Consider the following 20,899-nt stretch of genomic DNA (forward strand, 5'->3'; position numbering starts at 1 on the left):
CATAATGGAGGCATGTCCGTGACGATCGTCCGCGGCGCCGAACGCGCCGCCACTCGTACCGACTGGCTCACGTCCCGGCACAGCTTCTCGTTCGGCGACAACTACGAGCCGGCGAACACACATCACGGCGTGCTGATGGCGCATAACGAGGACGTAGTCGCGCCGGGCGAGGGCTTCGACACCCACGCACATGCCGACACCGAGATCATCACCTGGGTCCTCTCCGGTTCGCTCGTTCATCAGGACTCCGAAGGACACTCCGGCGTCATCCACCCCGGGCTCGCCCAGCGCATGAGCGCGGGCACCGGCATCCTGCACTCCGAACGCAACGACTACGCCGAGACGGCGGACGAACCCGTCCACTTCGTCCAGATGTGGGTGATGCCCGACGAGTACGGCCTCACCCCCGGGTACGAACAGCTCGACATCTCCGCCGACCTCTCCCCCGGGGCTCTGGTTCCCGTCGCCTCCGGTGCACCCGAGAACCACTCCGCCATCCGCATCGCCAATGCGGGCGCGACGATGTACGCCGCACGCCTGAACGCCGGCCAGTCGGTGACCGTTCCAGCCGGCCGCTTCACGCACTTGTTCGTCGCAATGGGCGCGGTCACCGCAGACGGCGAGAACCTCGACATGTCCGACGCATTGCGTGCCGACGACTTCGGCGGCACCACGGTGACCGCCCGCACCGACTCCGAGCTCCTCATCTGGTCGATGTCCAAGCGCCTCGGCGAGTAGCCGGCCGGTCCGGCCCACCGCACACCGAGTGGAGACCGAACCGGGATGGAAGGATGGAGGCGTGACTACCGAACAGATCTCCGGCCTGGACCTGGAATGGGTCGACTCGTCCGTACGCGTCGCAGACGACCTCTTCACTCATGTCAACGGCCGATGGCTCGAAAACCACACGATCCCCGGCGACCGCAGCATCGACGGAGCGTTCCACGTCCTACGCGACAACGCCGAGGCGCACGTGCGCGCGATCCTCGAGGAGTGCGCCGACGGTTCACCCGAGGCGGGCAGCACCTCTGCACTCATCGGCGATCTCTACGCATCGTTCATGGACACCGATCGGATCGAGGCCCTCGGGCTCGACGCCATCGCCGACGATCTCCGAGCGATCGACTCGATCACGACGACGACCGACCTGGCTCGTACGCTCGGCGCTCTGCAGCGTGTCGGCGTCGGCGGACTGTTCGGGCTGTACGTCGACACCGACGCCCGCAAGTCCGACCGCTATCTGGTGCACGTGACGCAGAGCGGACTGGGACTCCCCGACGAGTCGTACTACCGCGATCCCAACCACGCCGAGATCCTCACGGCGTACCGCGGTCACGTCGCGGCGATGCTGACCCTCGCCGGTTACGGCGACGCGCAGTCGGCCGCAGCGCAGGTCGTCGAGCTCGAGTCCGCGATCGCGGCACATCACTGGGACGTGGTCCGCCGCCGCGACGCCGAGGCGAGTTACAACCTCCGCACTCTCACCGAATTCGCCGACACCACGACCGGATTCGACGTCGCCGCATGGATCGACGGACTCGACGTCCCCGGCGATCAGACGTTCGCGGAGGTGATCGTCGGGCAGCCCTCCTTCTTCACCGGAGCTGCCGGACTGGTCGGCGAACGTTCCATCGACACGTGGAAGACGTGGCTCACCTGGCAACTGCTGCACACCGCGGCGCCGTACCTGTCGAGCGCTTTCGTCGACGAGAACTTCGCCTTCTACGGCACCACGCTCACCGGCGCGGAGACTATCCGGGACCGCTGGAAGCGGGGTGTGGGCTTCGTCGAGTCGTCAGCCGGATTCGCAGTCGGCGAGATCTACGTCGAGAAGCACTTCCCGCCGGCGGCGAAGGCACGGATGGACGAGCTGATCGCCAACCTGGTCGAGGCCTACCGACGGAACATCTCCGACCTCGACTGGATGACGCCCGCCACCCGCGAACGCGCCCTGGCCAAGCTCGACACCTTCACCCCGAAGATCGGCTATCCGGCCACCTGGATCGATTACTCGACACTCACCGCCGAACGTGACGACCTGGTCGGAAACTCGCGCCGCGCAGCCGCATTCGAGACCGACCGCGAACTGCGGAAGATCGGTTCGCCGGTCGATCGCGACGAATGGTTCATGACGCCGCAGACGGTGAACGCCTACTACAACCCGGGAATGAACGAGATCGTCTTCCCGGCCGCGATCCTGCAGCCTCCGTTCTTCGATCCGGACGCCGACGACGCCGCGAATTACGGCGGGATCGGCGGGGTCATCGGTCATGAGATCGGGCACGGGTTCGACGACCAGGGCGCCAAGTACGACGGCGAGGGCAACCTGGTCGACTGGTGGACCGACGAGGACCGCAGCGAGTTCGGCAAGCGGACGACCGCGCTCGCCGCGCAGTACAGCCAGTTCACTCCCGACGGCCTCGACCCGAAGTACACGGTGAACGGCGAGTTCACGCTCGGCGAGAACATCGGCGACCTCGGTGGCCTGTCGATCGCGCTGGCCGCATACCGGATCGCATCCGAGGACGCGGGCGAGCCGCCCGTCATCGACGGACTGACCGGCGAACAGCGGGTCTTCTTCAGCTGGGCGCAGATCTGGCGCACCAAGACCCGTGAGGCCGAGGCGATCCGCCGGCTGTCGATCGATCCTCACTCGCCTCCCGAGTTCCGCTGCAACGGCGTGGTCCGCAACGTGGACGCCTTCTACGACGCATTCGACGTCCAGCCGGGCGATGCGCTCTACCTCGATCCCGCGGACCGCGTCCACATCTGGTGATCCCCTCGCATTACCAACCCGTGGATTCGGCGATTTCAGCGGTAGCCGACGAGTAGTCGGCTCATACGGGTTGGTGATGCGGGCGGTCGGCGCCGTCGGCCAGGTCCTGCCGGTCGACATACTGATCGACTGATCCACAGATTTCGGTGCACGTCTCACCCCATCGGACTATGGTCTGTGTCACAAATCATTCCAGTTCCCCGAGGTGATTCACCCATGACCGCGATCCATCCCGACGCTGACACCCGCCAGGGCTTCACGACCCTGCGAGCCGGAGGCCTGCACTGGGACTCGTTCCCCCTCCGGCTGTTCACGAAGGGCAACGGCAAGCACTGGGACCCCACCGACCTCGATCACTCGAAGGACGCGGCCGATTGGGCAGGCATCAGCGATGAACAGCGCCGGAGCGCCACCTATCTCGTCGCACAGTTCGTCGCAGGCGAGGAAGCTGTCACCCAGGACATCCAACCGTTCATGTCGGCGATGGCCGCGGAGAACCGCTTCGGCGACGAGATGTACCTGTCGCAGTTCTGCCTCGAGGAGGCCAAGCACGCCCAGGCTTTCCGCCTGTGGATGGACGAAGTGGGCCTCACCGACGATCTCCATCCGTTCGTGGCCGACAATCCGTACTACCGGCAGCTCTTCTACGACGAGCTGCCGAACTCGCTCCGTGTGCTGCAGCAGGATCCGTCTCCGCGGAACCAGGTCCGTGCAAGCGTCACGTACAACCACGTGATCGAGGGCAGCCTGGCCCTCACCGGATACTTCGCGTGGCACAAGATCTGCGTCGAGAACGACATCCTGCCGGGCATGCAGTCGCTGATCAGCCACATCGCCGACGACGAGCGCCGACACATGGCGTGGGGCACGTTCACCTGCCGACGGCACGTCGCAGCCGACGACTCCCTGTGGGAGACGGTCACCGAGCGGATGGGCGAACTCATGCCGATGGCGCTCGGCATGATCACCTGGGTGGACGACCAGTTCGACGACAAGCCGTTCGGCATCGACAACGACGAGTTCCTCGCCTACGCCGCCGACCGCGCTCAGCGCCGACTCGGTGCGATCGAGTCGGCTCGCGGCCGGCCCGTCGAGGACATCGATCTCGACTACTCACCGGCAACTCTGGAGGACACATTCGGCGACGAGGACCAGGAGACACTCGCACGGCACGCGAAGTGACCGCGGCCGTGCCGGGGTCAGGAGTCGGCGTTGCCGGCCTTCCAGACCTTCCACGGCACCGTCCAGTCGCCGTAGGTGTCCCAGACCGGTAGCGGTTCGCCGCCGGAGTTGGTGATCTCCACGACGTCGCCGATCCCGAAGTGGTCGAGCATCCACTTCGCGTTCTCATCACTCAGGTTGACGCAGCCGTGCGAGACGTTCGACGCGCCCTGCTGGCCGGTCGACCACGGGGCTGCGTGCACGAACTCACCGTCGTTCGAGATCCTGAGGTTGTTGAACACCGTCTCCCGGTAGTACTCGGGATCGCCCTGGCACACGCCGTACGTGCACGAGTCCATGATGATCTTCGCGGCTTTCTCGGAGACGACATGCGGCCCGGAGTGCGACGGGTGCTCCGGCGATCCCAGGCTCATCGGCATCTGCCGCACCTGCTCGCCGTCATGGAAGACGGTGAGCTGCTCGGTGTTTCCGTCGGCCTTCGCGATCCACTCGTCGTGCACCGTGTAGTCCGCGGAGTTGTTCTCGGCACCGTAGACCCCGTTGCCCAGGTCGAGGCCGTAGACGTCAGCTTCGACGTGGATCTTGGTGCCCGGCTTCCAGTACTCGGCGGCTCGGTAATGGACGTTCTGATCGTCCGTCCAGTACCAGGCCCCCTCCTGACTCGGCGTCGTCGTGACCTTGAGATGCTTCTCGACCTCGGCCTTGTCGGTCACCGGCTTGGTGAACTGGAAGACCATCGGCTGGCCGACGCCGATGCCCACGCCCGAGTCGACGGTCTCGGGTGCGGGCACCACGTTGGCGTACGCCGTATCGTCCGGTGCGATGGTGCTGACCGTGAACGCCTTCTTCGCATGGTCGCCGTCGTCGTTCACCGCATCGGCCTTGACCGTGTACTTCGATCCATAGCCGAGTTCCTCGGTGGTGTGCCAGGCCGCGCCACCCTCCTCCGAGACGCCGTCGACCTTCTTTCCGGTCTCCGCGTTGGCCACGGTCACCGAGTCGAGTGAGCCTTCGGCAGCGCGGACGATGATCTCGTCGGTGGGATTGAGCGGCTCGGCCCCGTCGATGCCGAGCATTACGCGCGCAGGTGGCGCCGGGTCGGCTCCCGCTCCGCACGCTGCGGCGAACAGCGCGACGACGGCGACGCCGATCGCGGCCAGTACTCGCATCCGGTTGTCTCTCAAGCGCGTGCCTTCCCATTGCCGAACAGAGCGCTCCGACCTGCCGAAACCGAGGGAACGGACATTCCAGCCTCGGTCGTGCGGCAGAGCTCCGGAGCTCATGTCTTCAGCGTACGTGCGCACCGAAATAGAACACGTTCTATTCTGTTCTCATGGACGTGACATACGAGGGAACCAAACGCGAGATCACCACCGATAAGGGCGTCATCCGCTACCACGAGGCAGGCGCGGACAACAGCGACGTGCTGATCCTCCTGCACGGCAGCGGCCCCGGAGTGAACGGTTGGCGCAACTACCGCGGCAACCTGGAGTTCTTCGCACAGACGCACCACTGCTACATCGTCGAGTTCCCCGGGTTCGGAGTCTCCGACCCGGTCGAGGGGCATCCGGTGCTCACCGCGGGCTCGTCGGTCATCCGGTTCATGGATGCTCTCAACATCGACAAGGCCGCGATGATCGGGAACTCGATGGGCGGCGTCGTCGCCATCAACTTGGCCATCAAGCACCCCGACCGCGTCGCGAAGCTCGTCACCATCGGCGGAGTGGGACCGAACGTCTTCAGTTCCAGCCCGTCCGAGGGGCTGCGGCTGCTGCAGGAGTTCACCGATGCTCCCGACCGCGACAAGCTGGTGCGGTGGCTGAACTCCATGGTCTACGACCGCGCCATCGTCACCGACGACCTCATCGAGGAGCGCTGGGAGGCCGCAGCCGATCCGGACGCGCAGAAGACCGCGTCCACGATGTACGGGTCGGCTGCGTTCGAGATGCAGCAGAAGTTCCTCGCCGACGCCGACTTGCCGCCGTACTGGGCGATGATGCACAAGGTGAAGTGCCCGACGCTGCTCACCTGGGGTCGTGATGACCGGGTGAGTCCGCCCGACATGTCGATGGTGCCGATGCGGCTCATCCCCGAAGCCGAGCTGCACATCTTCCCGAAGTGCGGGCACTGGGTGATGATCGAGGCCAAGGAAGCGTTCGAAGCCACCGTGGCGACGTTCCTCGCCGACTGAAGTCCGACGGCGCAACCACGCGGCCGCGCGAGTCAGCCTCGCTGAGCGGCGAGAACCGCAGGGCCCATCACCGCCGCCAACTCGGCCGCGGCGTCCGACTCGGGGTCGGGCGGCATCGCGATGAAGCTGAGCGCCATCCGCGCGATCGCGCGGGCGACCCGGCCTGCGTTCTCGTCGTTCAAGCCGACCCACGACTCGGACAGCGTCACCTTCAGCCGCTCGGATGCCGACTCGATGAGGGGCGCGGCGTCGGTGGTGATGAGCTTCAGCAGATCGGGTTTCGCTTCGCCGCTGAGCAGCGAGAGGATCATCGGATCCTGGGCTGCGCTAGCGAAGAATCCCGCGAAACCGGTCTCCAGAGCACCGCGTACGTCACCCGAATGCGACCGGACGGACGCGTCGATCTCGTTCGTGAACTCGTCGACCAGACGGAGAGCGTAGCTCTGCGCTAAGCCGTTACGGGACCCGAACTCGTTGTAGACCGTCTGCCTGCTGACTCCCGCGCACCGGGCGACGTCGCTCATGGTCACCTGCGCCCAGTCCTTGACGACCATCAACTCACGCAGACCGTCGAGCAGTGAGTTGCGCAGCAACCGCTTACTGGCCGACGCGTACGTCTCGCGGCCGGTGTTTCGGCTGTCCGTCGGAGCGCTCACACCGTCGAGCCTAGCCTCTCACCGATCTCCGCCCGGCATGCGCGCGCCTCGGCCGGACGCCCGACCGTGACCGCCCCGACCAGCTCGCCACCGGCCAGCACTCGCACCGTCGCATCGGCGTCCGCGAGCGATCCGTCGACTGCGACATCTCCTCCGACCGCAGGCCAGCCGACGATCTGCACATTCACGCCGTACTGGATCGTCCACGCACGCGGCACGTCGCACAGCGTCTGCGCAGGCACGCCGTCGAGATCGGCGAGCACCGCGAGCGCCGCCGCTCGCCCCTGCTCGGTTGCGCCGAACCAGTGTCCGCCGAGAGCCGGCCGATCGGTCAGCGGATCCGGGGGCGCAGCGGCGTCGCCGGCAGCGTAGACGCCGGAGACTGCGGTCCGCAGCGCGCCATCCACCACGATCCCCTCCGGCACGGTCCGCAGCCCAGCCGCGGCCGCGAGTCGGACGTCGGGCGACATCCCGACAGCCGCGACGACCGGTCCATCGAGCCGCGCGCCGCCGGTCAGCGTCACGCCGTGCGCGTCGGCTGCCATGACGTCCGCGCCCAACCGGATCCGGACCCCGTTCGCTCGGTGCAGATCGGCGAGCCAGTCGCTCACGCATTCGGGAACCACGCGCGGAAGCAGACGCGCCGCCGCATCGACGACGTCGACGGATACGCCGTGGGCCGCACACGACGCCGCGAGCTCCAGCCCGATGAGGCCGCCACCGACGATGGTGAGCCGACCGGCGTCCTGGATGAGTGCACGTGCCGTCAGGGCCTCGGGCAGCGTCCTCAGGGTCGGGACGTCCGCACCGAGCCAACCCGGCCGACTCGATACCCCGCCAGTGGCGAGAATCAGTGCGGCGTAGCCGATCTCACGGTCGCCGTCGCAGATGACGACCCGACGTTCGGCATCGATGCCCGTGACGGCGACGCCGGTGATCAGGTTGATTCCCTTGTCCGCCCACGCCTGCGGCTTCTGCAAACCGATCCGTTCCGGTGACAGATCTGCCGCGAGCAGGTCCTTGGTCAGCGCAGTCCGCCGATAGGGCGCGGCCGCCTCGGCGCCGATCAGCGTGACCGGTCCGGCGAAGCCGTTCGCGCGCAGTGCTGTCGCCGCGGTCGTCCCCGCGGTGCCACCGCCCACGATCACGACTCCTGGAGCCGAGCTCACGGTCGGGCCACCTCGACCATCTCGAAGTCGGCTTTGGCTGCACCGCAGTCGGGGCAGCTCCAGTCGGCGGGGATGTCGTCCCAGCGGGTGCCCGGCTCGATTCCGTCCTCGGGCCAGCCCTCTGCCTCGTCATACTCGAATCCGCACTGCATGCAGCGGAAGAGTCTGTAGTTCATGTCATTCCCCCTCTGGAATGAAGTCGGACTTCTCGCGAACACCGCAGTCGGGGCACGGCCAGTCCTCGGGAACCTCGGCCCAGGAAGTACCTGCCGGATAGCCTTCACGTGGCGCGCCGACAGACTCGTCGTAGACGTAATCGCACACTTCGCAACGGTAAGCAGCCATGGCGATCACGCCTGCCCGTACTTGGCGAGGAGCGCAGCTTCCTTGCCCGGCTGGAGATTTGCCCGCGTCAGATCACCGTCGTAATGGGCGAGGACCCGCTTGTCCATGATCTTGCGCCAGATCGGCGGGAAATACGCAACGGTGATCATGCTCGCGTAGCCGCTCGGCAGGTTGGGCGCTTCGTCGAAGCTGCGCAGCGTCTGGTAGCGACGAGTCGGGTTCGCATGGTGATCGCTGTGCCGCTGCAGGTGATACAGGAAGATGTTGGTGCAGATGTGATCACTGTTCCAGCTGTGCGCCGGAGTGCACCGCTCGAACCGACCGCGGGCGTTCTGCCTGCGGACCAATCCGTAGTGCTCGAGATAGTTGACGGTCTCGAGGAGCGAGAATCCGTAGATCGCCTGAATCACCATGAACGGCAGCACCTGCCAGCCGAAGACCGCAGCCAGTGCGCCCCACAGCACCACCGACATCGCCCAGGCGTTGAGGACGTCGTTGCTCGGATGGACGACCGGCTTGCCGACCTTCTTCAGGCGGTTCGCCTCTAGTCGCCAGGCCGACTTCAGTCCGCCGAACACGCTGCGCGGCAAGAAGTGCCAGAAGGACTCACCGAAGCGCGAACTCGCGGGATCATCCGGGGTCGCGACTCGGACATGGTGTCCGCGGTTGTGCTCGATGAAGAAGTGGCCGTAGAACGTCTGCGCCAACGTGATCTTGGAGAGCCAGCGTTCCAGCGAGACCTTCTTGTGCCCGAGTTCGTGAGCCGTGTTGATTCCGATGCCACCCATCGCACCGATCGAGAACGCGAGACCGATCTTCGATACGAGGCCGAGCGATCCGCCGTCGATACCGAGCCAGCTCAGGTCACCGAAGCGCCCGCCTGGGCCCGCAGTCCAGAGATAGCCGGCGAACGCCAGGCTGGCCATCTGGAACGGGATGTATGCATACGTGCAGTACCGGTAGTACTTGTCCTCCTCGAGCTGCTCCATCAGCTCCTCCGGAGGATTCTGTCCGTCCGGACCGAAGAAGACGTCGAGAATCGGCAGCAGCACGTAGATCAGGAACGGGCCGACCCACCACCACGCCGGCGAGACGGCGGACAGCCAACTCCAACCGAGTTGATCGCCGCCCCAGTTCATCAGGGCCACGAACCCGGTGGCGAGGAATATCGCGGTCGGTGGCACTAGACCCAGCACCCAGAGGTGCCGCTTCCTGTCGCGCCACTGGAGATCTGCGACAGGTCTGTCGTCGAGTGTGGGATTCGCCATGTGGTCCTCCTCGGTCTGGCGGTTACCTCACTTGACACTATCCGATTGATCGTCCGCTGACTAGACATCGTAGCTAACTTGTATAGTTACAGATCGATGACCGCCCGCCCACGAATCGCTAAAATCGAACGCATGACTTTCTCGAGGTTCGTCGCCATCGGCGACTCGCAGACCGAGGGGATGTGCGACGGGGACGATGCAGCCGGCTACCGCGGCTGGGCCGATCGCCTCGCAGAGCACCTGGCAGCGGATTACCCCGACCTCCAGTACGCCAACCTCGCGATTCGCGGAAAGAACACCCGCAAGACGCGCGATGAGCAGCTGGAGCGAGCGATCGCTCTCGAACCCGACCTGGTGGCCGCACCGCTCGGCATGAACGACGTCATCGGCCGCACCGACTTCGCCGCCCTGCACGCCGACCTGACGTACATCTACGGTCGCCTCGCGGAGACCGGCGCGACCGTCGTCATCTCGACGTTCCCCGACGTCGCGCGCACGATCCCATTCGGCAGACGCATCGAGGATCGGCTCCTGTGGCTCAACTCGGCGATGCACGGCTTCGCAGAGAAGCACGAGAACTTCGTCCTGGTCGACCTGTACACCGCTCCCGCCCTCATCGACCTGCGCTCGTGGTCGCGAGATCGACTTCACGCCTCACCGTCCGGACATGAGCGGTTCGCGGCAGGTGCCGCCTACGCACTCGGGTTGCCGGGCAGCACCCCCGACTGGGGATACCCACTCGTACCGGACGGACATCCGAACCCGCTGATCCGCACCTTGCGAGATGCGAGTTGGCTCGTCGAGTTCTTCACCCCCTGGTTCATCAGAAAGGTGCGCGGGCGATCGCTCGGCGACGGCCGCAGCCCCAAACGCCCGGAACTGACCCCCGTGATCCCGCCCGGAGTAGCCGCCGACTGACCTGTGCCGACGGCTCGCCATGCACCCGCGTCGGATTCAGAGTCGTGGAGCGACGCGAAACTCCGCACCCGCATCGAGTGCGTCGTCGCACGCGAAGAAGTCGTTGCCGCCTCGATCGGTCGATACCACTGAGATCGTGCCGTCGTCGTTGCACACGACGCGCCCCTGATCCCGCCCCACCAGCAACTTCCACATGCTGGTGGAATCGTCGTGCGCCCGGGCAGGGGCCCGCATCGGAACCAGGCCCTCGCCGTTGAACGCGTACACGCCGAACCATGTGTACGTGCCATCCGAACCGCGTCCGACGACCACCTCGCGGCCCGGCCTGCCGTCGAGGTTGTACAACGCGACGTCACTGGTCACCGCGTCCGCGTAGATGCGTGCGGCGCGAGGGACCACGGCCGTCTGCACGTGCCGCGCATCGTCGAACGCCACCCGAACCTGTGCGCTGCCGTCCACCCCGTTGACGATGCCGACCCCTTGGATCGATCCGTCTCCCGCGACCGGACCCGCACCGACCGATTCGCATCCGTAGCCGATGGACCCGCACGGGGAGACGACCGCCTCGGACCGTTGGGGAGCCGCAGCGTCCTCGGCCGAACACGCGACGAGCCCGGCCGCCACCGCGGCTACCGCAGCGAATACACGTCCTACCTGCATCGGCGCCCCCTGCACATACGAAAGATGCTGGTGCGCTCATCGTGACAGAACCGGCCGTGCATGTGATGCAGTTCACTTCCGGCGTGGCGCGGTCGAGATCCCATCGTCATCGAATCGTGTTCCGCGCTCCGCCGTGCGGGTCCTCGCCTACGCAGATGCGACAGTGCGGCCCCGGTGATCTCCACCGGGGCCGCACTGCGAATCTCGTTCGGACCTCCTCAGCTACGCCGAGTCCGCCCGAATCGGGGTCACTTGACGAGGTTCTCGTTCGTCAGCTTCTTGACGCCCGAGTCCGCCTTCTCGACCAGCGAGGCCGGCGGCTCGAAGTGGCTGCCGTACTTACTCGCGAGATCGCGGGCACGTGCGACGAAGCCGGCGATTCCGCCCTCGTACTGGTTGATGTACTGCACGACACCGCCGGTCCACGCCGGGAAACCGATGCCGAAGATCGAACCGATGTTGGCATCCTCGACGGAGGTCAGAACGCCCTCGTCGAAGCACTTCACCGTCTCGAGGGACTCCGCGAAGAGCATCCGCTCCTTCATGTCCTCCATCGGGATCTCAGTGGAACCCGAATCGAAGTTCTCACGGACGCCCGGCCAGATGAGACCGCGCTTGCCGTCGGTGTAGTCGTAGAAGCCCTTGCCGTCCTTCTTGGAGGTGCGGCCCAGGTCGACCATCTTGTCGACGACTGCGTACGAGCCGTGCTCCGGGTACTCGGTACCCGCGGCCTCGGCAGCGTCCTGGGTCTCCTTGCGGATCTTCTGCATCAGGATCAGCGTGAGCTCGTCGGACAGCTGCAGCGGCGGTGCCGGGTATCCCGCCTGGCTGCCTGCCTGTTCGATGAACGCGGGCTCGACGCCCTCACCCACGGCGGCGAGCGCCTCGTTGATGAAGGTGCCGATCACGCGGCTGGTGAAGAAGCCGCGGCTGTCGTTGACGACGATCGGCGTCTTGCGGATCTGCATGGTGTAGTCGATGACCTTGGCCAGGACCTCGTCCTTGGTCTTCTCACCGCAGATGATCTCGACCAGCGGCATCTTGTCGACGGGCGAGAAGAAGTGGATGCCGATGAAGTCCTCGGGACGGTTGACGCCCTCGGCGAGAGTCGTGATCGGCAGGGTCGAGGTGTTCGATCCCAGCACGGCCTCCGGCTCGACGATGTCCTGGATCTCCTGGAACACCTTCTCCTTGACCTCGACCGACTCGAACGCGGCCTCGATCACCAGATCGACGCCCTTGAAGTCCTGCGGGTCGATGGTCGGCGTGATGCGGCCGAGCAGCTCGTCGGAGCGCTCCTTCGTGGTCTTGCCACGCGAGAGCGCCTTCTCCTCGAGCTTCTCCGAGTAGCCCTTGCCCCGCTTGGCGGCGTCGAGGTCGATGTCCTTGAGGACCACCTCGATGCCGGCCTTGGCCGAGACGTAGGCGATCGCGGCACCCATCATGCCTGCGCCGATGACGCCGACCTTCGTGGCCTTCCACTTGTCGACGCCGTCGGGGCGCGAGCCGCCGCCGTTGATGTGCTGCAGGTCGAAGAAGAACGCCTTGATCATGTTCTGTGCGACCTGACCGGTCACCAGGGACACGAAGTAGCGGGTCTCGACCTCGTCAGCGGTGTCGACGTCGACGTACGCACCCTCGATGGCTGCGGCCAGGATGGCCCGCGGAGCCGGCATGTTGGCACCCTTGATCTGCTTGCGCAGCAGTGCCGGGAAGGCCGGGAGGTTGGCGGCGACGGCCGGGTTGGTCGGGGCGCCACCGGGCATCTTGTAGCCCTTGACGTCGAACGGCTGCTGAGCCTCCGGGTTCTCCTTGATCCAGGCCTTGGCGGCCGGGACCAACTCGTCGATGCTTCCGACGACCTCGTCGATCAGACCGAGTTCCTTGGCCTTGGCCGGCTTCAGGCGCGGGCCCTGCAGCAGGACACCCATGAGGGCCTGCTGCATGCCGAGCAGACGCACGGTACGGGTGACGCCGCCGCCGCCCGGGAGCAGGCCGAGGGTCACCTCGGGCAGACCGAGCTGGTTGCCCTTGACGTCCGCGGCGATGCGGTGGTGGGTGTGCAGGGCGAGCTCGAGGCCGCCGCCGAGTGCCGCGCCGTTGATGGCCGCGACGACCGGCTTACCGAGGATCTCCAAGCGGCGGAGAACCTTCTTCATGCCGTTGGTGCGCTCGGTGATCGCGGCTGCGATCTCCTCCTTGGACTGCGTCTTCTCCGACGTCATGTCCTTGAGGTCGCCGCCGGCGAAGAACGTCTTCTTCGACGAGGTGACCACCACGCCGGCAAGATCGTCCTTCTCGGCTTCGAGGCGGTCGACGGTGGTAGCGAGCGAGTCCATGAACAGCTGGTTCATGGTGTTGGCGCCTTGGTTCGGATCGTCAAGAGTGAGGATGACGACGCCGTCGGCGTCCTTCTCCCACTGAATCATGTTGTCAGTCATGAGTTGTAAGTCTTTCCTTCTCGTTCAGTCCGGCTCAGAGGCGTTCGATGACGGTTGCGACGCCCATGCCGCCGCCGATGCACAGGGTGACCAGGCCGTAGCGGCCGCCGACACGCTCGAGCTCGTCGAGGGTGCTGCCCATGATCATCGCGCCGGTCGCGCCGAGCGGGTGGCCGAGGGCGATCGCGCCGCCGTTGATGTTGACCTTCTCGTGCGGGACGTTCAGGTCCTTCATCCACTTCATGACGACCGAGGCGAACGCTTCGTTGAGCTCGAAGACGTCGATGTCGTCGACGGTCAGACCGGCGCGCTCGAGTGCGAGCTCGGTGGCCGGGGTGGGACCGGTGAGCATGATGGCCGGTTCGCTGCCGACCTCGCCGTACGAGACGACGCGGGCACGCGGGGTCAGGCCGTTGCGCTTGCCTGCCTCCTCGGTGCCGACCAGGACCAGTCCGGAGCCATCGACGATGCCCGAGCTGTTACCGCCCGTGTGGACGTGGTTGACCTTCTCCACGTTCGGGTACTTCTGCATGATGACGTCGTCGAAGCCCGCCATGTCGGCCAGACCCTGGAACGCCGGCTTCAGCTTGCCGAGGCTCTCGGCGGTGGTGCCGGGCCGACGGTGCTCGTCGTTGTCGAGGAGGGTGACGCCGTTGATGTCCTTGACCGGGATGATCGACTTCGAGAAGCGGCCCTCGTCCCATGCGCGAGCGGCACGCGTCTGCGACTCGGCGGCGTAGCCGTCGACGTCCTCACGCGAGAAGCCCTCGATGGTGGCGATCAGGTCGGCGCCGATGCCCTGCGGGGCGATGTAGTGGTCGTACGCGGTGGCCGGATCCATGAAGAGAGCACCGCCGTCGCTGCCCATCGGCACGCGCGACATCGACTCGACGCCGCCTGCCAGCACCAGATCGTCGTAGCCGGAGCGAACCTTGGCCGCCGCCAGGTTGACGGCCTCGAGACCGGACGCGCAGAAGCGGTTGATCTGGGTGCCCGGGACGGTCTCGCCCAGGCCCGAGGTGATCGCAGCGGTACGCGCGATGACCGCGCCCTGCTCGCCGACGGGCGAGACGACGCCGAGCACAACGTCGTTGACGTCCTTGGGGTCCAGGTCGCCGTGACGGGCGAGCAGACCGTCGATCAGACCCGAGACCAGGTCGATCGGCTTGACGCTGTGCAGCGAACCTCCGCGCTGCTTGCCACGGGGCGTACGGACCGCCTCGTAGATGAATGCTTCGTCGGACACAAGTGTTCCTTTCACACGAACCTTAGGTGGTTACGGATTGAGGCTAACGCGCAATAACGCATTTGGCTATAGCGTGTGGTCAGAAGGATACAAACTCGTCCGTATATGGGCTATGGTCGGTTCACCATGACGTCCTCGCGAACCGCGCGCAACACTCGGTCGGCAGACCGCAGGCGCCAGCTCATCGACGCTGCGGCAGCACTGTTCGTCGAACGCGGATACCCGCATGTCAGCGTCGCGGACATCGCTCGGCGAGCCGGAGTGAGCGCCCCGACCCTCTATCGGCACTTCGATGACAAGCAGGCCCTCCTCTTCGCCGCCGTGCAGACGCGGGTCGATGATCTCGAGGCCAGTACCGACGCCGCCGGACTCGACGCGGCGAACGACCCGGTCGAGGCCCTCACACGTGCGGTGACCCGGCTCGGCATCTGCAACCCGCAGGCCACCTCGCTGTGGCGCTGGTCCGGTCAGCATCTGTCGGTGGAGCAGAACCGCGAGGTCGTGCGGCGCACGCGGGCCACCCTGCGCCGGTGGGCGGCAGCGATCAACACCGGTCGCCCCGGGCTGACAGAACGCGAATCCATGTATCTGGCCGGCGCTGTGCTCAGTGTGGTCGGCAGTGCGGCGGGACGCGCGGCGCGCACCGTGCCGATGCACATCGAAGACGAGTTGATGAACCTGATCCGGCGTACCACCGGACTCTCGCCCCGCGACGCGACGCCGCTCCCCGATCCGGTCGGACTCGGCGACACCGTGCGCACCCGCCGTGACGAGATCCTCGACGCCGCAGCGGAGTTGTTCGCGCGCAACGGGTTCGCCGGTTCGGGCGTGGACGACATCGGCGCGGCAGTCGGGATCACCGGACCGAGCGTCTACAAGCACTTCCCGTCGAAGAACGCGATCCTCCTGGCCATCGGGCAACGCAGCGCGAACCGTCTCGATGCGCTCGCTCTGGCCGCCTTCGCAGCGGTCCCCGACGCACGGGGGCGCCTCAACTCCCTCGTCGACTCGTACGTCCACGCGATCACCTCGTCGCCCGATCTGGTCGTCGCGTTGACCAGTGGGTACGCCTTGGCGGGCGATCCGCACGCCGGTGAGCTCGTGGCCAGCCAGCGCCGCTACGTGCAACGCTGGGCGACGCTGCTGATGGAGGTCGATCCGGCGCGCAGCATCGAATCGGCGAGGCTGGCCGTCCACGCCGCGCTGTCGATCGTGAACGACGCGGAGCGGATGCCCCGCAGCACCGGACGTCCCGAGTTCGCTGCCCGGGTCGCATATCTGATGAAGGGACTGCTCGGTGTCTGACGAACCGACCGACTACTCGCGCGACGAGGTGACCGCTGCCCTCGACCTCGATCCCGACTACGCGCAGCGATTCTGGAATGCGTTCGGGTTCGCCCATGAGTCCGGGCGCTCCGATCAGCGATTCACCACCGAGGACCTGTCGGCGCTCGCCGTGTTCGCTGCGGGGGACCACGCGATGGACACCCGCACACAGCTCGCTGCCGCACGGGCGATCGGACAGGCCACCGCACGACTGGCCGAGTGGCAGGCCGACCAGATTCGTGCGCTCTCGTCCAACAGCGGAGTTCCGGCGTCGACGGAGGAGATGATCGACGCCCTCTCACACCTGCAGCGATTGGTATGGCGGCGCCATCTGGACTCGTATCTTGCATCGTCCGAACGTGTTTCGGACACCGCGGAGGCGATCGTCGGGTTCGCCGACATCGTCGGCTACACGTCGATGTCGCGCCGACTCGGCATGGGCGAACTCGAGGAACTGCTCGAAGCGTTCGAGTCCGCGGCGCACTCCATCGTCGTCGCGCAGGGCGGACGGATCGTGAAGTCGATCGGCGACGCGGTCATGTTCACCGCCCCGACCGCCGGGTCCGCGGCAGAGGTGGCGATCGCGCTCCATGCCCTTGCCCAGGACGGGACGCTGCCGACACTCCGCATCGGCATGGCGCGCGGAGACGTCCTCACCCGAATGGGCGACCTGTTCGGCGAGCCGGTCAACATCGCTGCCCGGCTCGCGAGCGGCGCACGTTCGGGCAAGACGTTGATAGGCGAGAGACTGGCCGCCGAGCTCGGCGACGACGAACGCTTCTACGTCAGTTCCATTCCGCCGCTTTCGGTCCGCGGATACCGGCGCCTGCACGCCTGGACCCTCGCTCGGAATCGCGACTGGAAGCCGTAGCCGGACGGCACGGCCGAGGCGCGTCCCGCATAATCCGGTGGAGACTGTCGGACCTGCACCGTACCGTTATTCGCATGAACGACCGACATGACCGATCCATCGCTGTCGAGGCCGTCGACCTGGTCAAGCGCTTCGGCGACTTCACAGCGGTCGACGGCGTGAGTTTCGCGGTGCCGACCGGCACGGTCCTGGGGATGCTCGGACCGAACGGCGCAGGTAAGACGACCGCGGTCCGCATGATGACCACTCTCAGCGAACCGACGTCCGGCACCGCTCGCATCAGCGGGTACGACGTGAAGGACGAACCCGATGCGGTGCGCCGCAGCATGGGCCTCACCGGCCAGGCTGCGACGGTCGACGAACTCCTCACCGGCCGCGAGAACATGGCGATGATCGGCGGGCTGTACGGAATCGGCCGCACGGCGCTCCGCAAGCGGAGCGAGGAGCTCCTCGAGCAGTTCTCACTCACCGAGGCCGGAGACAAGACGGTGCGCGAGTACTCCGGCGGCATGCGACGCCGTATCGATCTCGCGGTCAGCCTGATCGCCGCACCTCCCGTGCTGTTCCTCGACGAACCGACCACCGGCCTCGATCCGCACAGCCGCAACGAACTGTGGGACGTGCTGCGCGGCCTGGTCGCCGCGGGCACGACCCTGGTGCTCACCACCCAGTACCTGGAGGAGGCCGACCAGTTGGCCGACCGGATCGTGGTCATCGATGCGGGCAAGATCATCGCCGAGGGGACGCCGCTCGAACTGAAGAAGCAGGCGGGTGCAGCCAGTCTGGTCACCGCGGTCACGCACGCCGCGGACGTCCCGTCGGCTCGGGCGCTCCTCGACCAGGTATCCGACGAGGTGTTCGTCGACGAGCACGCTCGAACCCTGACGCTTCCTGCCGGTGGTCTCGCCGATCTGACACGCGTCGCAGCATTGCTCGACGAGTCGGGGATCGCCGTCGACGATCTCGGTTTGTCTCGCCCCAGCCTCGACGACGTCTTCCTCAGCCTCACCGGCCACCTCGCCGAACCGTCCGCACCGGTCGCGGACTCCGATTCCGAAGGAGCCAGCGCATGAGTGCGCCCACTGCCGATCCGCGATTGGCGATTCATCCACCGAGCGTCTGGCGACAGACGACGATCATGGTGAAACGCAGCCTCATTCACACCAAGCGAATGCCCGAGATGCTGTCGGACGTGACGGCGCAGCCGATCATGTTCGTAGTGCTGTTCGCGTTCGTCTTCGGTCCCGCCATGCCGATTCCCGGTGGCGGGAGCTACCGGGAGTACCTGCTGCCGGGCATCATGGGCCAGACCATCGTGTTCACTGCGTTCATCGTGTCGAACGGCATCACCGCCGACGTCGACAAGGGCATCGTCGACCGCTTCCGCTCATTGCCGATCAACCGGACGTCGTACCTGCTGGGTCGCGCGATCGCATCGTTGATGCACTCTTCGATCGGCATCGTCGTGATGGCCCTGACCGGGCTGGCGATCGGCTGGCGGATCCACACCTCGTTCCTCGAGGGGATCGTCGGGTTCGCGATGGTGCTGGTATTCGGTTTCGGAATGATCTGGTTCGGCATTCTCGTCGGTTCGTGGCTGCGGTCGGTGGAGGCGGTGAACGGCTTCATGTTCACGATTCTGTTCCCACTGACGTTCCTGTCGAACGCATTCGTCCCCACGGCTCCGATGGCCCCATGGCTGCGCGCGATCGCCGAGTGGAACCCCATATCGTCCCTGGTTCAGGCAATGCGGCAGCTGTGGGGAAATGGCCCGCCTGCCGGCCCGGAAGCAGCACTGCCACTGCATCATCCGATCCTGTCGACGGTGCTGTGGTCCGTGGCGCTGACAGCGATCTTCGCGCCGTTCGCGCTCCGCGCTTTCCGCCGCCGCACGGCCGACTAATGAGAGTCGTGGGAGAGGTGCACGCGAGGTGACCGATGACGAGCGCCGACCCAACGAGACCCCGGCTGAGCAACTGGACCGCAATTGGTTCAGCCTGTTGCAGGAGTTGAGGGTCGTTCAGACCGGGGTGCAGATCCTCACCGGACTGCTCCTGACGCTCCCGTTCCAACAGCGTTTCGAGGACTTGGACCACGTCGGCCGGATCGTGTACATCGTGGCCGTCTGTTCGTCCGTCCTGGCCACAGCCGCCTTGGTCGCTCCCGTCATCATGCATCGCCTATTGTTCCGCCGTTACGCTCTCGCCCGTCTCGTCCGGGTCGCCCACCTGCTCACGATTCTCGGCGTGGCGATGCTCGGCATCTCGGTCACGGCAGTTCTCGCCCTGATCTTCGGCGTGGTCCTCGGACCGGTCGCCGCCGGCACGGCAGCCGGCGTCGGTGCGCTGCTGTTCGTGCTCTTATGGCTGGTCCTTCCGTTCAGCCTTCGGCGAGACCTGTCTCCGCATGCAGGTCCACACGAGTAGACGTCATCGCTTACGCGGTCCGGGAAAGAGCATCCAGCGGGTCCGCGTACAGAGCATCGAGTGCGACCGCACCTGCCGCCTTCTGTTGAACGGTGATCGCCGAGCGCGCCACTCGGACATCGCGCTGGGTGACCACCGATGTGGCACGCAACGCCTTGCTCACCGCAGGCAACGACTCCGGGTAGTCCGTGAACGCCTGTCCGCCCAGGATCACATGATCCGGGTTGAAGATGTCAGAGATCAGAGCGACCGTGCGGCCGAGGACCTCGGCCCGCTCGATCAGGATCGCGTGCGCTACCTCGTTCCCGGTCCGTGCGGCGGTGCGAAGGCCATCGATCGAGGAGATATCCAGCCCGGCACTCGCTGCGGCATGCAGGATTCCGGAGTCGCCTACCGCGTCCTCCAGTCGACCCGTGCCGTCCGGGTCGAGGTACTGCGTCGTACCGGTCGGGAAGTGCCCGATGGTGGGCGGCCCCGCGGCCGGGGTGTGCACGGTGCCGTCGACGCTGAACGCGATGCCGACCATCTCCCGTGCATAGAAGTACAGGAAGTTCTGTCCCTGCTCGGACGGGTTGACGACCAGTTCGGCAGCGGCCATCGCCTCGACGTGCGAAGCCACCGAGACGGGAAGACCGATGCTCTCGGCGATCACACGTCCAACCGGCACGCCCTGCCAGCCGAGGCGCGGATGATCGACGACCCCGCCGTCGGCCACGCGACCGCCGATGGCGACGCCCGCCCACAGGAGTCGCTTGCCGACCCACCGATCGGCGAACCGGCGCGCACTCTCACCGATCGAGGCGACGATCTCCTCTGCGGTTCCGGTCTGCGGAGTGGGGATGGCGATCGCCCCGGCCACCCGGTGCATCAGGTCGTGAGTGGTGATCGACGTGGTCTTGAAACCGATGTGGATTCCGATGGTCAGGAAGCCCGCGGTGTTGATCTCGAACGGCACCCGCGGACGGCCGACGGCTCCAGGCGGAGTGAGATCTGCACGCTCACGGATGAGGCCCGCCTTCAGAAGCGCGCTCACCTGCCGGTTGACAGTCGAGATCGACAGGCCGGTGATCGCCGCCGCATCGTCGCGGAACACCGGGCCGGAGACCCGGGCGGTGCGGAGCACGAGCGCTGCCGCCTTCGTGGACAGCTGCAGCCCGGCCGTACGGACGTACGGCGCGCTCGGAGCGAGTCGGGGCGTCGACGGGGTCGGCCGCTGGCCGTTGATCGGCCGGACGGGGACGTCGACCGGAGCCGTCGAGACGGGGAGGGGACGGGAAAGGGTGGAAGTCATCTTCTGTTGGATCCTTGTGCCGGACGCGTCACCGCCGAAGGTTCGGCGGTGCGCAGCGTTGGTCGATGCCCACACAGATCAGGTGGGCGTAAAGCAGCTGGTTCAGCGCATTCGACGGCGACAGAGGATCCGA

20 protein-coding genes are annotated in these 20,899 nt (G+C 66.3%); 10 read left to right on the forward strand and 10 right to left on the reverse strand.

Going from position 1 to position 20,899, the window contains the following annotated elements:
- Window positions 1–12: 12 nt before the first annotated feature.
- The 3 genes from FO044_RS14080 (at window position 13) to FO044_RS14090 (ending at window position 3,958) form a co-directional block, all read left to right on the forward strand.
- On the forward strand, window positions 13–738 hold the full coding sequence (locus FO044_RS14080) for a pirin family protein (RefSeq protein ID WP_132992481.1): 726 nt from the start codon (window positions 13–15) through the stop codon (window positions 736–738).
- A gap of 61 nt (window positions 739–799) precedes the next feature.
- Window positions 800–2,776, forward strand: coding sequence for a M13 family metallopeptidase (locus FO044_RS14085; protein ID WP_132992482.1), 1,977 nt, complete (start codon window positions 800–802; stop codon window positions 2,774–2,776).
- 216 nt (window positions 2,777–2,992) lie between these two features.
- Window positions 2,993–3,958 carry a R2-like ligand-binding oxidase gene (locus FO044_RS14090; RefSeq protein WP_132992483.1) on the forward strand — a complete coding sequence of 322 codons (966 nt, stop codon included), beginning with the start codon at window positions 2,993–2,995 and terminating at the stop codon, window positions 3,956–3,958.
- A 17-nt stretch (window positions 3,959–3,975) separates the two neighbouring features.
- Here FO044_RS14090 and FO044_RS14095 read toward each other — a convergent pair whose 3' ends face one another.
- Window positions 3,976–5,127 carry a L,D-transpeptidase gene (locus FO044_RS14095; protein ID WP_143966004.1) on the reverse strand — a complete coding sequence of 384 codons (1,152 nt, stop codon included), beginning with the start codon at window positions 5,125–5,127 and terminating at the stop codon, window positions 3,976–3,978.
- 164 nt (window positions 5,128–5,291) lie between these two features.
- On the opposite strand from FO044_RS14095, the gene FO044_RS14100 reads away from it, so the two are divergent.
- Window positions 5,292–6,149, forward strand: coding sequence for an alpha/beta fold hydrolase (locus tag FO044_RS14100; RefSeq protein ID WP_143965848.1), 858 nt, complete (start codon window positions 5,292–5,294; stop codon window positions 6,147–6,149).
- Between the two features lie 32 nt (window positions 6,150–6,181).
- Here the strand turns inward: FO044_RS14100 and FO044_RS14105 are convergent, their stop codons facing one another.
- Genes FO044_RS14105 through FO044_RS14125 form a run of 5 tightly spaced genes read right to left on the reverse strand, consistent with a single transcriptional unit; the run spans window position 6,182 to window position 9,587 of the window.
- Window positions 6,182–6,805 (reverse strand): TetR/AcrR family transcriptional regulator, encoded by a 624-nt coding sequence (locus tag FO044_RS14105; protein WP_132992486.1) that lies wholly within the window; start codon window positions 6,803–6,805, stop codon window positions 6,182–6,184.
- On the reverse strand, window positions 6,802–7,974 hold the full coding sequence (locus FO044_RS14110) for an NAD(P)/FAD-dependent oxidoreductase (RefSeq protein WP_143965849.1): 1,173 nt from the start codon (window positions 7,972–7,974) through the stop codon (window positions 6,802–6,804). The genes FO044_RS14105 and FO044_RS14110 overlap by 4 nt, the downstream gene beginning before the upstream one ends.
- Window positions 7,971–8,150, reverse strand: coding sequence for a rubredoxin (locus FO044_RS14115; protein WP_132992488.1), 180 nt, complete (start codon window positions 8,148–8,150; stop codon window positions 7,971–7,973). The genes FO044_RS14110 and FO044_RS14115 overlap by 4 nt, the downstream gene beginning before the upstream one ends.
- 1 nt (window position 8,151) lies before the next feature.
- On the reverse strand, window positions 8,152–8,319 hold the full coding sequence (locus FO044_RS14120; protein WP_132992489.1) for a rubredoxin: 168 nt from the start codon (window positions 8,317–8,319) through the stop codon (window positions 8,152–8,154).
- Window positions 8,320–8,324: 5 nt separating this feature from the next.
- Complete coding sequence (locus FO044_RS14125; protein ID WP_132992490.1) at window positions 8,325–9,587, reverse strand: alkane 1-monooxygenase; 1,263 nt, start codon at window positions 9,585–9,587, stop codon at window positions 8,325–8,327.
- Between the two features lie 132 nt (window positions 9,588–9,719).
- On the opposite strand from FO044_RS14125, the gene FO044_RS14130 reads away from it, so the two are divergent.
- On the forward strand, window positions 9,720–10,505 hold the full coding sequence (locus FO044_RS14130) for an SGNH/GDSL hydrolase family protein (RefSeq protein WP_143965850.1): 786 nt from the start codon (window positions 9,720–9,722) through the stop codon (window positions 10,503–10,505).
- Window positions 10,506–10,541: 36 nt separating this feature from the next.
- On the opposite strand, the gene FO044_RS14135 is transcribed toward FO044_RS14130, so the two are convergent.
- The 3 genes from FO044_RS14135 to FO044_RS14145 all read right to left on the reverse strand — a co-directional run bounded on the left by FO044_RS14135 (window position 10,542) and on the right by FO044_RS14145 (window position 14,852).
- A complete protein-coding gene (locus FO044_RS14135) occupies window positions 10,542–11,165 on the reverse strand; it encodes a hypothetical protein (protein WP_143965851.1) in 624 nt (207 codons plus the stop codon).
- A gap of 248 nt (window positions 11,166–11,413) precedes the next feature.
- The gene (locus FO044_RS14140; protein WP_143965852.1) at window positions 11,414–13,606 is read right to left on the reverse strand and encodes a 3-hydroxyacyl-CoA dehydrogenase NAD-binding domain-containing protein; all 2,193 of its coding nucleotides are present in this window, start codon (window positions 13,604–13,606) and stop codon (window positions 11,414–11,416) included.
- Window positions 13,607–13,640: 34 nt separating this feature from the next.
- Complete coding sequence (locus FO044_RS14145) at window positions 13,641–14,852, reverse strand: acetyl-CoA C-acetyltransferase (RefSeq protein WP_143965853.1); 1,212 nt, start codon at window positions 14,850–14,852, stop codon at window positions 13,641–13,643.
- 126 nt (window positions 14,853–14,978) lie between these two features.
- On the opposite strand from FO044_RS14145, the gene FO044_RS14150 reads away from it, so the two are divergent.
- The 5 genes from FO044_RS14150 (at window position 14,979) to FO044_RS14170 (ending at window position 19,475) form a co-directional block, all read left to right on the forward strand.
- Window positions 14,979–16,157 (forward strand): TetR/AcrR family transcriptional regulator, encoded by a 1,179-nt coding sequence (locus FO044_RS14150; protein ID WP_143965854.1) that lies wholly within the window; start codon window positions 14,979–14,981, stop codon window positions 16,155–16,157.
- On the forward strand, window positions 16,150–17,049 hold the full coding sequence (locus FO044_RS14155; RefSeq protein WP_132992496.1) for an adenylate/guanylate cyclase domain-containing protein: 900 nt from the start codon (window positions 16,150–16,152) through the stop codon (window positions 17,047–17,049). The genes FO044_RS14150 and FO044_RS14155 overlap by 8 nt, the downstream gene beginning before the upstream one ends.
- Before the next feature lie 74 nt (window positions 17,050–17,123).
- The gene (locus FO044_RS14160) at window positions 17,124–18,122 is read left to right on the forward strand and encodes an ATP-binding cassette domain-containing protein (protein WP_143965855.1); all 999 of its coding nucleotides are present in this window, start codon (window positions 17,124–17,126) and stop codon (window positions 18,120–18,122) included.
- Complete coding sequence (locus FO044_RS14165) at window positions 18,119–18,952, forward strand: ABC transporter permease (protein WP_132992498.1); 834 nt, start codon at window positions 18,119–18,121, stop codon at window positions 18,950–18,952. The genes FO044_RS14160 and FO044_RS14165 overlap by 4 nt, the downstream gene beginning before the upstream one ends.
- A 28-nt stretch (window positions 18,953–18,980) precedes the next feature.
- Window positions 18,981–19,475, forward strand: coding sequence for a DUF6328 family protein (locus tag FO044_RS14170; protein WP_143965856.1), 495 nt, complete (start codon window positions 18,981–18,983; stop codon window positions 19,473–19,475).
- Window positions 19,476–19,485: 10 nt separating this feature from the next.
- Here the strand turns inward: FO044_RS14170 and FO044_RS14175 are convergent, their stop codons facing one another.
- On the reverse strand, window positions 19,486–20,766 hold the full coding sequence (locus FO044_RS14175; RefSeq protein WP_143965857.1) for an ROK family transcriptional regulator: 1,281 nt from the start codon (window positions 20,764–20,766) through the stop codon (window positions 19,486–19,488).
- Between the last annotated feature and the right edge of the window lie 133 nt (window positions 20,767–20,899).

The organism is Gordonia zhaorongruii, assembly GCF_007559005.1.
In the GTDB taxonomy this organism is placed as follows: Bacteria; Actinomycetota; Actinomycetes; order Mycobacteriales; family Mycobacteriaceae; genus Gordonia; species Gordonia zhaorongruii.

Coding starts and splice junctions, on each gene's coding strand:
- FO044_RS14125 (WP_132992490.1), bottom strand. CDS start 9,587: ATGGCGAATCCCACACTCGACGACAGACCTGTCGCAGATCTCCAGTGG.
- FO044_RS14150 (WP_143965854.1), top strand. CDS start 14,979: ATGACGTCCTCGCGAACCGCGCGCAACACTCGGTCGGCAGACCGCAGG.
- FO044_RS14140 (WP_143965852.1), bottom strand. CDS start 13,606: ATGACTGACAACATGATTCAGTGGGAGAAGGACGCCGACGGCGTCGTC.
- FO044_RS14080 (WP_132992481.1), top strand. CDS start 13: ATGTCCGTGACGATCGTCCGCGGCGCCGAACGCGCCGCCACTCGTACC.
- FO044_RS14165 (WP_132992498.1), top strand. CDS start 18,119: ATGAGTGCGCCCACTGCCGATCCGCGATTGGCGATTCATCCACCGAGC.
- FO044_RS14160 (WP_143965855.1), top strand. CDS start 17,124: ATGAACGACCGACATGACCGATCCATCGCTGTCGAGGCCGTCGACCTG.
- FO044_RS14130 (WP_143965850.1), top strand. CDS start 9,720: ATGACTTTCTCGAGGTTCGTCGCCATCGGCGACTCGCAGACCGAGGGG.
- FO044_RS14090 (WP_132992483.1), top strand. CDS start 2,993: ATGACCGCGATCCATCCCGACGCTGACACCCGCCAGGGCTTCACGACC.
- FO044_RS14115 (WP_132992488.1), bottom strand. CDS start 8,150: ATGAACTACAGACTCTTCCGCTGCATGCAGTGCGGATTCGAGTATGAC.
- FO044_RS14175 (WP_143965857.1), bottom strand. CDS start 20,766: ATGACTTCCACCCTTTCCCGTCCCCTCCCCGTCTCGACGGCTCCGGTC.
- FO044_RS14135 (WP_143965851.1), bottom strand. CDS start 11,165: ATGCAGGTAGGACGTGTATTCGCTGCGGTAGCCGCGGTGGCGGCCGGG.
- FO044_RS14095 (WP_143966004.1), bottom strand. CDS start 5,127: ATGCGAGTACTGGCCGCGATCGGCGTCGCCGTCGTCGCGCTGTTCGCC.
- FO044_RS14100 (WP_143965848.1), top strand. CDS start 5,292: ATGGACGTGACATACGAGGGAACCAAACGCGAGATCACCACCGATAAG.
- FO044_RS14120 (WP_132992489.1), bottom strand. CDS start 8,319: ATGGCTGCTTACCGTTGCGAAGTGTGCGATTACGTCTACGACGAGTCT.